Here is a 13,333-nt window from a genome sequence, read left to right as displayed (position 1 = left end):
GGCCGGGAACGGCCGGGGCGGAGTATGGCCGCGCGGCGACGTGGTTTCCAGGCCGGGAAGGGGTGTCAACCGGCCTGCCGGGCGCGATATCCGCCCCGGCGGCGTCCCGGCCGCGAGGGAGAACACCCGATGAAACTCTACGGCACCAGCCTGTCGCCGTTCGTCCGCAAGGTGCTGGTCGTGCTGGCCGAGAAGGGCGTCGAGGTCCGGCACGTGCCGCTGCGCTTCCACGACCCCGATCCGCGCTTCCAGGCCGCGAGCCCGCTCGGCAAGATCCCGGCGCTCGACGACGACGGCTTCCTGCTGGCCGATTCCTCGGCGATCATCCACTATCTGGAGCGCAAGCATCCGGCGCCGGCCTTGCTGCCGACGGAGGCCCGGGATCTCGGCCGGGCGATCTGGTTCGACGAGTTCGGCGACACCGAGCTGTTCCCGGTCCTGATCAAGCCCTTCGTGCAGCGGGTGATGCGGCCGAAGATGATGAACCAGCCCTGCGACGAGGCCGTGGTGGCCAAGTGCCTCGGCGAGGAGCTGCCGCGGCTCTACGACTACCTGGAAGGGCAGGTCGACGGGGAGTTCCTCGTCGGCGGGACCTTCGGCCTGGCCGACATCTCCGTCGTGACGAGCTTCCACAATCTGCGTCTCGCCGGCGAGACGGTCGATGCCGGGCGCTGGCCGCGGCTCGCGGCCTACGTCGAGGGCATCCTCGAGCGCCCGTCGTTCAAGACGGCGATCGCGGCCCGCCAGGGCTGAGGCGGGAGGCGAGGGGGCGGGATGCCGTCCCCTCGCTCAGCGCCTCGCTGTCATTAGCGTCCCTTGGCGCTGCGGCGATAGAAGCCGTCGACCTGGGACTGGGCCTCGGCCCGGTCACGCTCGTTGGCGGCCGCCATCGCCTGCTCCTGCAGGGTGACGATCCACTGGTCCTTCGGGCCGTCCGCCGCGTCGCGGGCCAGCGTCAGCCAGGCGAGGCCCCTGGCGCGCTGCACGGTGACGCCCTGGCCGTTGATCAGGAGCTGGCCGAGCAGCGCCTGGGCCGCCGGATGCCCCTTCTCGGCGGCGAGGTTGAACCAGCGCGCCGCCTGGCGCGGGTCCTGGGTCACGCCGGTGCCGTCGAGGTAGAGCCGGGCGAGGTTGTACTGCGCGTTCGGGTCGCCGTAGTACGTCGCCGCGTAGTTGAACATGTCGTAGGCGCGCTCGACGTTCGAGCGCACGTAGGAGCCCTTGATCCCGTCGAGGAAGTAGCGGCCGAGCGCCGTGAAGGCGCTCGCCACCACGCCGGCATTCGGCGCCTCCGGGCCCTCGTCGGCGTTCTCGTCGGCGATCTTCGAGAAGAACTCGAACGCCTTGAGGTCGTCGTGCGGGACGCCGTCGCCCTCCGCGTACATGCGGCCGAGCTTCCACAGCGCCAGGGCGTGGCCCTGCCCGGCGGCGTATTCGAGGGCGCGGGCGGCGCCTTCCTTGTCGCCCGCATTGTAGTCGCGCATGCCCGTCCGCATCGCCTCGCGGGCGTTGCGGTAGCCCGTCGCGGCCGGCACCGGGGTCCGCACCGCGGCATCGAGCGCCGCGGTCGGGCCGGCCCCGGCCATGACGAGGCCGAGAAGCGCGAGGAGGAACCGGCGGCCCGCCCGACGGGGCAGGCCGGCCTCAGATATCCGCATAGGAGAGCGTCTCCTGGGCCCCGCCCGGATGCGTCACCGCGCCGTTCACCGCCGGGCCGACGGTCTGCGCGTATTTCCACAGGTAGCCCGAGGTCGAATCGTTGGCCCGCGGCTGCCAGGCCGCGCGGCGCTGGGCCAGTTCCTCGTCCGAGAGGTCGACCGAGAGCGTGCCCTGGATCGCGTCGATGCGGATCATGTCCCCATCCTGCAGGAGGCCGATCGGGCCGCCCACCGCGGCTTCTGGCCCGACATGGCCGATGCAGAAGCCGCGGGTGGCGCCCGAGAAGCGCCCGTCGGTGATGAGCGCCACCTTGTCGCCCATGCCCTGGCCGTAGAGGGCGGCGGTGGTCGCCAGCATCTCGCGCATGCCGGGGCCGCCGCGCGGGCCCTCGTAGCGGATCACCAGGACCTCGCCCTCCTTGTAGGTGCGGTTCTTCACCGCCTCGAAGCAGGCCTCCTCGGTGTCGAAGACGCGCGCCGGGCCGGCGAAGGTCTGCTTCTCCGGCGGCATGCCGGCGACCTTCACGATCGCGCCCTCCGGCGCCAGGTTGCCCTTGAGGCCCACCACGCCGCCGGTCGCGGTGATCGGCTGGCTGGAGGGGCGGACCACGTCTTGGTTGGCGTTCCAGGCGACCTTGGCGAGGTTCTCGGCGATGGTGCGGCCGGTCACCGTCAGGCAGTCGCCGTGGAGGTAGCCGCCGTCGAGCAGCGTCTTCATCAGGAGCGGGATGCCGCCGACCTCGAACAGGTCCTTGGCGACGTAGCGCCCGCCGGGCTTCAGGTCGGCGATGTAGGGGGTGCGCTTGAAGATCTCGGCGACGTCGAACAGGTCGAACTCGATGCCGCATTCATGGGCGATCGCCGGGAGGTGGAGCGCCGCGTTGGTCGAGCCGCCCGACGCCGCCACCACGGTGGCGGCGTTCTCCAAGGCCTTGCGGGTGACGATGTCGCGCGGGCGGATGTTCTTGGCGAGCAGCTCCATCACCATCTCGCCGGCGGTGGCGCAGAACCGGTCGCGGATCTCGTAGGGAGCCGGCGCGCCGGCCGAGTAGGGCAGCGCCAGGCCGATCGCCTCGGAGACGGTCGCCATGGTGTTGGCGGTGAACTGCGCCCCGCAGGCGCCGGCCGACGGGCAGGCGACCTGCTCCAGCTCCTCGAGGTCGTCGTCGCTCATCGCGCCGACCGAGTGCTTGCCGACCGCCTCGAACAGGTCCTGGATGGTGACCGGCTGGCCCCGGAAGGTGCCGGGCAGGATCGAGCCGCCGTAGATGAAGACGGAGGGCACGTTGAGGCGCACCATCGCCATCATCATGCCGGGCAGGGACTTGTCGCAGCCGGCCAGGCCCACGAGCGCGTCGTAGGCGTGGCCGCGCATGGTCAGCTCGACCGAGTCGGCGATCACCTCGCGGGACGGCAGCGAGGCGCGCATGCCGCGATGCCCCATGGCGATGCCGTCGGTGACCGTGATGGTGCAGAACTCGCGCGGGGTGCCGCCGGCCGAGGCCACGCCCTTCTTCACGGCTTGCGCCTGGCGCATCAGCGAGATGTTGCAGGGCGCCGCCTCGTTCCAGCACGAGGCCACGCCGATCAGCGGCTGGTGGATCTGCTCGCGGGTCAGCCCCATGGCGTACAGGTACGAGCGATGCGGCGCGCGGTCGGGACCCTCGGTCACGTGGCGGCTGGGCAGCTTCGATTTGTCGGTGGTGTGACGCGCGTCCATGGCCCTGTCCCGTACCCGTGGTTTCTTGAAAGGCCGGTGTTTCCCCGGTCCCGCTCCCTGCGCCGTCCCGGGACGGCATGCGCGAAACGATGCCACCCGAGGGCCGGTCCGCCAGCGCCGCCCGTGATCTCCGGCAACTCCCGAATGACCGCGATAAAGCGCTGTAGGGACAATCGCTTAACGTGGCCGTTGAGGTGCCGCCGGTTTATGGCGGGAACGCGGCGGAGCAAAGTGCGGTCTGAGGCAAACCTGGGATGCTTTCGGGGTGTTGCGACCTCGCCACAGCTAAGCTTGCGGCGGACGTCCGGCGGGGGTGGGAGATGTCCGTCGGAAGCCGGCCTCTACATGGCGGCCGTTTGTGCCCGGTATGAGGCGGGTTCGTGCGGATGTCGGGGCCGGGGCGGGGCATTCGCGGCGCCGATCGGCGCCGCAGCGGCGGGTGGAAGGCCGTCCGTTCGTGCCTGGACCGGCCGCCGCGTCTCAGGCCGAGCGCGGTGCCGCCACCGGGTGGCGCAGGCCCGCGATCACCGCCCGGAGCGCGCCGGCCTCGGCCTCCGTCGCGTCGGTGAGGGCGTAGATGCGGTCGTGGACGAAGGAGAGCTTGCCAATCGTCGCCGGGGTCATCCGGAACGGATACAGGTCGGGCTGGCCCATGCTGCGGTTGAGCGAGTTCATCGCGAAGGTCAGCGGCAGCCAGGCCTCGATCAGCCGGCCGAAATCCGGGCTGCGGTAGGGATCGAAATCGACCTTCGCGGCGAGCGTGATCGGCGCGTGCAAGGCCGGCCCGGCCTGGAGCTTTGGCTGCACCCGTACCCCGAACTGGCTGGCGGTCTCCAGCGTGTCGACGATGTGCATGTAGTGGGCCCAGGTCTCGGCGAAGTCCTCCCAGGGGTGGGAGGTGGCGTAGGTCGACACGAAGGTCTCCTGCCAGCCCTCCGCCGGGCCGTGCGCGTAGTGGCGCTGGAGCGCGGCGCCGTAATCCGCCCGCTCGTCGCCGAACACCGCCCGGAACGCCTCGAGGCAGGGATCGGCCCGCACCAGCACGTTCCAGAAATAATGCCCGATCTCGTGGCGGAAGTGCCCGAGCAATGTGCGGTAATGCTCGCCGAACTGCGTGCGCCGGCGCTCGCGCTCGACGTCGTCGGCCTCCGCAATGTTAAGGGTGATGAGGCCGTTGTCGTGCCCGGTCAGCACCGGCGGGCCGATCAGGTAGGATTCCGCCGGATCGACCAGGAAGTCGAAGGCGAGGCCGGCCGTATCCTCGCGCCGCGAGGTGAGCGGCAGGCGCAGCCGCAGCATGGCGTAGAACAGCCGGCGCTTGGCGGCCTCGACCTCGCGCCAGCGGGTCTGGTTCCAGGGGATCGACAGGTCGGGCACCACCCGGTTGTGCCGGCAGGCGACGCAGAACGTCTCCGCCGAGCCCGCGGGAACGAGCCAGTTGCAGCCGCCCGATTCGCGGTTGGCGCAAGGCTGGTAGCGGCGGCGCGCGTCGGCCAGCCCGCGCCAGCGCGAGCCGGCCGGGACCATGGCGGTCAGGTCGGCGAGGTCGGGGTCGTAGCCGAGGCGGCACTCGCAGCTCTCGCAGGCATCGGCCTCGAAATGGGCCGGCTGAGCGCAGGCCTGGCACTGGAAGATCTTCATCGCGGCGTCCGGCGGGCCCCGGCCGGATGCCGAGCGGGGCCATGGCTCACCAAGGACGGATACCGGCCGGAAGTTCCGCCGCCGACGGCACGGGACTTGCCTCAATTTCGCCCAGCCGCCCGGGACGAGGCCTCGCGATGACGTAGAGAGACGCGACACCGGTTGACGCCCGCGACGCGGCGGCTGACGCGGGCCCGGCCAAGGTGTAAAACGCCCTCGAACGCGCGGACAGGCCGGCGGGCGCCCCTTCTTCCAGCATCAAGGTTCGGAGTCGTCGTGTCGATCAAGGCCGCCCTGCACCACGTCACGTCCTACACCTACGACCGACCGATCGCCCTCGGGCCGCAGGTGATCCGCCTGCGCCCGGCGCCGCATACCCGGACCCGGATCGAGAGCTACGCCCTCAAGGTCACCCCGGCCAATCACTTCGTGAACTGGCAGCAGGACCCGAACGGCAACTGGCTCGCCCGGCTAGTCTTCCCCGAGAAGACGACGCAGTTCCGCGTCGAGGTCGACCTCGTCGCCGACATGTCGGTGATCAACCCGTTCGACTTCTTCGTCGAGGACTACGCCCAGACCCGGCCCTTCGCCTATCCGGACGAGCTGAAGGCCGAGCTCGGCCCCTATCTCGCGGTCGAGGAGGGGGGACCCGAGATCGACGCCCTGATGGCGCGGCTGCCGGCCGAGCCCAGCACCGTGCAGTTCCTCGTGGCGCTGAACGCGCTCGTCCGGGACACGGTGTCGTACGTCGTGCGGATGGAGCCCGGGGTGCAGACCCCGGCCGAGACGCTCGAGAAGGGCAGCGGCTCGTGCCGCGACTCGGCCTGGCTGCTGGTGCAGGTGCTGCGGCGCCTGGGTCTCGCCGCCCGCTTCGTCTCCGGCTACCTCCTCCAGATGGTGCCCGACACCACGGCGGTCGACGGGCCGGCCGGCACCACCACCGACTTCACCGACCTCCACGCCTGGGCCGAGGCCTACGTGCCGGGCGCCGGCTGGATCGGGCTCGACGCGACCTCGGGCCTCCTGTGCGGCGAGGGCCACGTCCCGCTGGCGGCCACGCCGCATTACCGCTCGGCGGCGCCGATCGCCGGCCTCGCCGAGCCGGCCGAGGTCGCGTTCGACTTCGCCATGACCGTCACCCGGGTCGCCGAGGCGCCGCGGGTGACCAAGCCCTTCTCCGACGAGGCCTGGGCCGCCCTCGACGCGCTCGGCGAGCGGATCGACCGCGACCTCGCCGGGCAGGACGTGCGCCTGACCATGGGCGGCGAGCCGACCTTCGTGTCGGTCGACGACTTCGAATCGCCGGAATGGAACGCCGCCGCCGTCGGCCCGACGAAGCGGGGGCTGGCCGACCAGCTGATCCGGCGCCTGCGCGACCGCTTCGGCCCCGGCGGGTTCCTGCATTACGGCCAGGGCAAGTGGTACCCGGGCGAGAGCCTGCCGCGCTGGGCCTTCGCGCTCTACTGGCGCAAGGACGGTACGCCGGTCTGGCGCAACCCGGACCTCATCGCCTCCGAGACCGGCCCGCGCGAGGCCGGCCTCAAGGAGGCCGAGGCGCTGATGCGCGGCCTCGCCCGCCGGCTCGGCCTCTCGCCCTACATCCAGCCGCTCTTCGAGGATCCCGAGCACTGGGAGCGCAAGCTCGCCGAGCTGCCGGTCAACGTCACGCCCCTCGATTCGAAGGTCGGCGACGCGGAATCGCAGGCCCGGATGGCGCGGGTCTTCACCCGCGGGCTCGAGATCGCCGTCGGCTACGTGCTGCCGCTCGCCAACGTCGCGGTCGGTCCCGAGCGGCACTGGGTGTCGGAGGCCTGGCAGCTCAAGCGCGGCGCGATCTACCTGGTGCCGGGCGATTCCCCGGCGGGCTTCCGCCTGCCGCTCGCCTCGCTGCCCTACGTGCCGCCGGGCGCCTACCCGTACTACGTGCCCCAGGACCCCGTGGAGCAGCGCGGGCCGCTCAAGCCCGGCGCCAAGCCGCCGCGCAGGCCCGCCCCGGTCGGCGTCGCGGTGCGCACCGCCCTGGCGATCGAGCCGCGGGACGGCGTGCTGTGCGTGTTCATGCCGCCGATCGAGCGGGTCGACGAGTACCTCGCGCTCCTCTCCGTCCTGGAGGAGGCCGCCGCCGAGATCGGCCAGCCGCTCCACGTCGAGGGCTACGAGCCGCCCTACGATCCGCGCCTCGCGGTGATCAAGGTCACGCCCGATCCCGGCGTGATCGAGGTCAACGTCCAGCCGGCCGCGACCTGGCGCGAGGCGGTGGAGATCACCACCGGGCTCTACCAGGATGCCCGCCAGACCCGGCTCGGCGCGCAGAAGTTCATGACCGACGGGCGCCATACCGGGACGGGGGGCGGCAACCACGTCGTGCTCGGCGGCGCGACCCCGGCGGATTCGCCGTTCCTGCGCCGGCCCGACCTGCTGAAGAGCCTGGTGCTGTACTGGCAGCGCCACCCGTCCCTGTCCTACCTGTTCTCCGGCCTCTATGTCGGCCCGACCAGCCAGGCGCCGCGGATGGACGAGGCGCGCCACGACGGGCTCTACGAGCTTGAGATCGCGCTCGCCCAGGTGCCGCCGCCGGGCGGGCCCGAGGTGCCGCTCTGGCTCGTCGACCGGCTCTTCCGCAACATCCTCACCGACGTGACCGGCAACACCCACCGGTCCGAGATCTGCATCGACAAGCTCTACTCCCCGGACGGCCCGACCGGGCGCCTCGGCCTCCTGGAGTTCCGCTCGTTCGAGATGCCGCCCGAGGCGCGGATGAGCCTCGCCCAGCAGGTGCTGCTGCGCGCCCTCGTCGCCTGGCTGTGGCGCGAGCCGCAGGAGGGCGGGTTCGTGCGCTGGGGCACGGCGCTCCACGACCGCTTCATGCTGCCCCACTTCCTGTGGGAGGATTTTTCCTCGGTCCTCGCCGATCTCGGCCGGGCCGGCTACGCCTTCGATCCGGCCTGGTACGAGGCGCAAGCCGAGTTCCGCTTCCCGCGCTACGGCGAGGTCGAGCGCGGCGGCGTGAAGCTCGAGCTGCGCCAGGCGCTGGAGCCCTGGCACGTTCTCGGCGAGGAGGGCGCCATCGGCGGCACCGTGCGCTACGTCGATTCGTCGGTCGAGCGGCTGCAGGTGAAGGTGACGGGCTACGTGCCGAGCCGGCACGTCGTCACCTGCAACGGGCGGCGCCTGCCGATGACCGATACCGGCCGCTCCGGCGAGGCGGTGGCGGGCCTGCGCTTCAAGGCCTGGCAGCCGGCCTCGGCGCTGCACCCGACGCTGCCGGTCCACGCGCCGCTGACCTTCGACGTGCTCGACAACTGGAGCGGGCGCTCCCTCGGCGGCTGCGTCTACCACGTCGCCCATCCGGGCGGGCGCAACTACGAGACCTTCCCGATCAACACCTACGAGGCGGAAGGGCGCCGTCTCGCCCGTTTCCAGGAGAACGGCCACACCCCGGGCCGGGTCGGCACGCCGCCGGAGGAGCCCCGGCGCGAGTTCCCGCTCACCCTCGACCTGCGCACGCCCGCGCCGCGATGAGCGCCGCGGGGACGGCGCCGGGCGACGCCCTCCCGGGGACCGGGCTCGTCGACCGGGATCCCGTCGACGGGGAGCCCGGGGCTTCGGGGCCGGTCGCCGACGGCCCGACGCAGGGCGCGTCGGACGGGGATCCGGACGACCGCGACTGCCTGGGCTGGATCGAGCCCGCCCGGGCGGACGACCCCGAGGCGCGCCTGGCGCGCTGGACCGCCGGCTACGCCGCCCTGCCGGGCCGGCCCGACGAGCTGGTCTCGGCGGACGGCGCCCTGCGGCCGGCCTGGGCCCGGTTCCTGGGCCAGCTCGCCGGGCTGCCGGATTGCGAGATCGCCGCCCGGCTCGCCGCGGCGGGGCGGCACATCCACGGCACCGGCATCGCCTACCGGGCCTACGGCGACACGACCGAGCGCGACTGGCCGATCGGCGCCCTGCCGCTCCTGATCGAGGGGACGGAGTGGCAGGCGATCGCCGCCGGGGTGGCGCAGCGCGCCGAGCTGCTCGAGGCGGTGCTGGGCGACGTCTACGGCGAGGGCGCCCTCGCCCGGGCCGGCCTCGTGCCGGCGGCGGCGGTCGCGGGCGACCCGGAATTCCTGCGCCCCCTGGTCGGGGTGCCCCCCTCGGGCGGGCGCCACCTGCACTTCTACGCCGCCGACCTCGCCCGCGGGCCGGACGGCGCCTGGCGGGTGCTGGCCGACCGGACCCAGGCGCCGTCGGGCGCCGGCCACGCCCTGGAGAACCGGCTCGTGATGGCCCGGGCCCTGCCGGAGGTCTACGGCGCGCTCGACGTCGAGCGCGTCGCCTCGTTCTTCCAGGCGTTTCGCGACGGGCTCGCCGCCACGGCCTCCCGCGAGGAGCCGCGCATCGGGCTGATGACCTCGGGGCCCTACAGCGACACCTATGTCGAGCAGGCGGTGCTCTCCCGCTATCTCGGCTTCGCCCTGGTCGAGGGCGACGACCTCCTGGTGCGCGACGGGCTGGTGTTCATCCGCACGGTGGCCGGCCTCAAGCGGGTCGACGTGCTCTGGCGCCGCATCGACGGCGACTTCGTCGATCCCCTGGAGCTCAACCCCGCCTCGCGCCTCGGCGCGCCGGGCCTCGTCGAGGCGCTGCGTGCCGGTGCGGTGGCGATGGGCAACATGCCGGGCACCGGCCTCGTCGAGAGCGCCTGGCTCGCCGCCTCGCTGCCGGCGCTGTGCCGGCATCTCCTCGGCGAGCCCCTGCGCCTGCCCGGCCTGCCGACCTGGTGGTGCGGCGACCCGGCCCAGCGCGACGCCGTGCTGGAGCGGTTCGACTACCTGGCCTTCCGCCCGGCGGCCGCCCCGGCGCAGGGGGCGTTCAGCAGCCGCGCCTTCGGCGGGGGGCGCGACGCGGCCGAGACCGCGCGCCTGCGCGGGGTGCTGCGCGACCGGCCCGGCGACCTCGTCGCCCACGAGCCGGTGCGCCTCTCCACCGCCCCGGTCTGGGACGGCACCCGGCTGGTGCCGCGCCCCTTCGTGCTCAGGGTCTTCGCCGCCGCGACGCCCGAGGGCTGGCGGGTGATGCCCGGCGGCTTCTGCCGCATCTCCGAGACGCCGGACGTGCACCCGGTGGCGATGGGGGCCGGGGTGCGCGCCGCCGACGTCTGGGTGCTCTCCGACGGCTCAACCGCCGCGCAGGCGAGCCTCCTGCCGCCGAGCGACCGGGTCGCGGTGCGCCGGGTGCCCGGCCTGCTGCCGAGCCGGGCCGCCGACAACCTGTTCTGGCTCGGCCGCCACCTGGAGCGGGCCGAGGCGGTGATCCGCCTCACCGCCTGCCTGCTCGACGGAGCCGGCAGCGTCTCGATGGCGACCGAGGACCGCGCCACCTCGGCCCGCATCCGTGCCCTGCTGCACGCCTGGGGCGCCGTGCCGGCGACGGAGGGGCCCGCCGCCCGGCTCGCCCACCATGCCCTCTCGGACGGGGGGATGTGGGGCTCGGCGCTCGCCCACGCCCTGTCGGCCCGGCGCAACGCCGCCTCCCTGCGCGAGCGCCTGTCGGGCGAGACCTGGCGGGCGCTCTCGGCCCTGCGGGAGGTGCTGGAGGCCCCGGCCGAGGGGACCGATTCGGAGGCCGCCCTCCTCGACCGGGCCGAGCGCGCCCTCTCGCTCACCGCGGCGCTGGCGGGCCTCGCCCAGGAGAACATGAACCGGGCCGGGGGCTTCGCCTTCGTCGACCTGGGCCGGCGGGTCGAGCGCGCCGTCCATGCCTGCCGCTTCGCCCTCGAGTTCGGGGCGGCCGGCGCCAGCACCGACGACCTCGGCGTGCTGCTCGAACTCGCCGATTCCCGCATCTCCTACGGGGCGCGCTACATCCTCGGGGTCGCCCTGGCGCCGGTGCGCGACATGGTGCTGCTCGACCCCTACAACCCGCGCTCCCTCGCCTTCCAGGTCGAGCGCCTGGCCGAGCGCCTGGCCGGCCTGCCGTCGCTGCGCCAGGACGGGGTGGCGGAGGCGCCGGTGCGCCTCGTCGCGAGTCTGGCCGGGGAGGTCGCCGGCGCCGAGGCCGGCACGCTGCCGCTCGAGACGGTGGCGGCCTGGGAGACCCGCTTGTGGGAGATCGCCGAGGCGGTCGCCGCGCGCTATTTCCCCGGCGGGTCGGACGCCGCGCGGCCGGAAACCCTCGCCACCCTGGCCTGAGCCGCGGCACCCGGGCCCGGCACTCTGGACGATCGATCGGCTGCGATGCTCTACCGCCTGCGCCACCTCACGGCCTACGCCTACCGCAACCCGGTCGGCTATGCTCGCTGCACCCTGCGCCTCGCGCCGGCGGCGGGGGAGGGGCAGGTGCCGCTCTCGCACGAGGTCGTGGTCGAGCCCGCGCCCCGCACCGCGACCGAGCGCGGCGACTTCTTCGGCAACCGCACGGTGTCGCTCACCGTCGAGACGCCGCACCGGGATTTCCGGATCGACGCGCAGTCCCGCGTCCGCGTCGAGCGGCCGCCGCTGCCGGAGCCGGAATCCGGTCCGGCCTGGGAGGAGGTGCGCGAGCGGGTGCTGACCCGGCCCGGCCTCGATCCCGACGCGCCGGCCCATTTCACGGCGCCGAGCCGGCGGGTGCCGCTCCTGCCCGAGGTCACCGACTACGCCCGGGCGAGCTTCCCCCCCGGCGGCGGCGCCTATGCGGGAGCCTTCGACCTGATGCGCCGCATCCGCGCGGACTTCGCCTTCGACGCCGAGGCGACGGAGGTCGGCACGCCGCTCGCCCAGGCCTTCGCGGGCCGGCGCGGCGTGTGCCAGGACTTTTCCCACATCATGATCGCGGCGCTGCGCGGCCTCGGCCTGCCGGCCGCCTATGTCAGCGGCTACCTGCGCACCCTGCCGCCCCCGGGCCAGCCGCGGCTCGAAGGGGCGGATGCGAGCCACGCCTGGGTGGCGGTCTGGTGCGGGGAGGGCTGGATCGGCCTCGATCCGACCAACGGCATCGGCGTCCAGGACGACCATATCGTGGTCGCGCGCGGCCGCGACTACGCCGACGTCGCCCCGGTCGCCGGCATCATCGCCGGGTCGGGCGCGCAGAGCCTGCGGGTCGCGGTGGACGTGGTGCCGGAGGACGAGATCGCCTGAACGACGCGCGCGGCGATGCGCGGGGGGGACGTTCGGCGAGGGGAATGGGCGGGCCGGGCGATGCGCTGAACGCCGAGGAGAGATGTCCCGGCCCGCGGGTCGCGACACCAACCGAGTGCCGTCGCTGGGACGGGACAGGGCCGGCGTGGCGAGGGGGACCATGGGCCTGTTCGCCGCCCGCGTCCTCAACTTGGATCAATCTCCGGCGATTTACCCGGTCCGGACGATTCACCCGGCGAAAGCCCCCGGCGCCGCGATCCCCGCTGCGTCACGGCCGCCACCAGCCCCGTGCCGCCGCCGACGAGCACGACGCATTGCGGGAAAACTCGGCGGAAAAAACATCGGCGTGAAGACTTCGCCGGACCCGCCCGAACCATCGCAGCGGCGCGCCGTTGCCCTGCCATGGATCTCACGCTCCAGCCCGTGCGCGTCAGGACCGGCAGCGAGGACGAGCGGGGCCTGTTGGTCTTCGCGAGCGGCGCGCTCGCGGCCGTGCTCGTCTGCCTCTCCGACGCCTACGGCGACGAAGCCGGCTCCTGGTTCCTGGAGGCGGGGTTCGGCCCCCTGGCGTCGCACCAACCGGCGGCCTTCGCCGATCTCGACGCGGCGCAAACCTGGATCGCCCGGCGGCTCGCCGCCGAGCCTAGTCCTCGTCCTCCGTGACCGGGTCGGAGAACGGCACCGTCATCACCGGCCGGCCGTCCTCGTCCGTCACCTCGAAGGTGCAGGCGAACCAGTCCCGCACCGCGTGCACCCGCGTCCGGGCGATCAGGTCCAGGGCGATCGCGAGGGCGTGGGCGCGGGCCTCGCCGGGGCCCGGCAGGGCATCCCCCTCGGGGTCGTGGGCCAGGCCGCCCGGGCCCGGGGCGTGCCGGAGGTGGAAGAAGAAGCGCGAATGACTGGTGAATGTCGGGTGCCGCTCCGCGATCGAGCGGGTCGCGCATCTCCTGTGCGAGCTGCACGCGCGGCTCGGCACCGTCGGCTGGGCGACGCGGGCGGGCTACGACCTGCCGCTGACCCAGCAGGACATCGCCGACACCGCCGGCCTGTCCAACGTCCACGTCAACCGGGTGCTGCGGCAGCTGCGCCTGATGCGGCTCGTCGAGGTCGGCGGCCGGCGGGTCGACGTGCTCGACCGGGCCGGGCTGCGCCGCGTCGCCGAGTTCCAGGACGGGTACCTGCAGCCGACGGGCGCCTGATCGGCCGTCCCGCCC

General features: G+C 73.4%; 9 protein-coding genes. 6 read left to right on the top strand and 3 right to left on the bottom strand.

Going from position 1 to position 13,333, the window contains the following annotated elements; genetic code table 11:
• Positions 1 to 129: 129 nt before the first annotated feature.
• Entirely contained in the window at positions 130 to 753 is a 624-nt protein-coding gene (locus BMX97_RS17900; RefSeq protein ID WP_091752696.1) for a glutathione S-transferase family protein, read from the top strand.
• A 53-nt stretch (positions 754 to 806) separates the two neighbouring features.
• Here BMX97_RS17900 and BMX97_RS17895 read toward each other — a convergent pair whose 3' ends face one another.
• From BMX97_RS17895 to BMX97_RS17885, 3 genes are all read right to left on the bottom strand, one after another.
• Positions 807 to 1,586, bottom strand: a complete 780-nt coding sequence (locus tag BMX97_RS17895; RefSeq protein WP_060849369.1) for a tetratricopeptide repeat protein — start codon at positions 1,584 to 1,586, stop codon at positions 807 to 809.
• A 58-nt stretch (positions 1,587 to 1,644) separates the two neighbouring features.
• Positions 1,645 to 3,378 carry a dihydroxy-acid dehydratase gene (ilvD, locus tag BMX97_RS17890; RefSeq protein WP_091752695.1) on the bottom strand — a complete coding sequence of 578 codons (1,734 nt, stop codon included), beginning with the start codon at positions 3,376 to 3,378 and terminating at the stop codon, positions 1,645 to 1,647.
• 480 nt (positions 3,379 to 3,858) lie between these two features.
• Positions 3,859 to 5,019 (bottom strand): zinc-binding metallopeptidase family protein, encoded by a 1,161-nt coding sequence (locus BMX97_RS17885; RefSeq protein WP_091752694.1) that lies wholly within the window; start codon positions 5,017 to 5,019, stop codon positions 3,859 to 3,861.
• Between the two features lie 276 nt (positions 5,020 to 5,295).
• Between BMX97_RS17885 and BMX97_RS17880 the strand changes: the two genes are divergently transcribed.
• The 5 genes from BMX97_RS17880 to BMX97_RS17855 all read left to right on the top strand — a co-directional run bounded on the left by BMX97_RS17880 (position 5,296) and on the right by BMX97_RS17855 (position 13,318).
• Positions 5,296 to 8,541, top strand: coding sequence for a transglutaminase family protein (locus tag BMX97_RS17880; RefSeq protein WP_091752693.1), 3,246 nt, complete (start codon positions 5,296 to 5,298; stop codon positions 8,539 to 8,541).
• Positions 8,538 to 11,192, top strand: coding sequence for a circularly permuted type 2 ATP-grasp protein (locus BMX97_RS17875; protein ID WP_091752692.1), 2,655 nt, complete (start codon positions 8,538 to 8,540; stop codon positions 11,190 to 11,192). Before BMX97_RS17880 ends, BMX97_RS17875 begins: the two co-directional genes overlap by 4 nt.
• A 45-nt stretch (positions 11,193 to 11,237) precedes the next feature.
• Positions 11,238 to 12,119 (top strand): transglutaminase family protein, encoded by an 882-nt coding sequence (locus BMX97_RS17870; RefSeq protein ID WP_091752691.1) that lies wholly within the window; start codon positions 11,238 to 11,240, stop codon positions 12,117 to 12,119.
• A 402-nt stretch (positions 12,120 to 12,521) separates the two neighbouring features.
• Positions 12,522 to 12,782: a hypothetical protein gene (locus tag BMX97_RS17865; RefSeq protein WP_091752690.1), complete on the top strand. Its 261-nt coding sequence runs from the start codon at positions 12,522 to 12,524 to the stop codon at positions 12,780 to 12,782.
• A 239-nt stretch (positions 12,783 to 13,021) separates the two neighbouring features.
• A complete protein-coding gene (locus tag BMX97_RS17855; protein ID WP_177202267.1) occupies positions 13,022 to 13,318 on the top strand; it encodes a Crp/Fnr family transcriptional regulator in 297 nt (98 codons plus the stop codon).
• Positions 13,319 to 13,333: the final 15 nt, after the last annotated feature.

Origin of the sequence: Methylobacterium sp. ap11, assembly GCF_900110515.1 — a bacterium.
Lineage (GTDB): Bacteria > Pseudomonadota > Alphaproteobacteria > Rhizobiales > Beijerinckiaceae > Methylobacterium > Methylobacterium ajmalii.
This window is presented reverse-complemented; position numbering and strand designations above follow the sequence as displayed.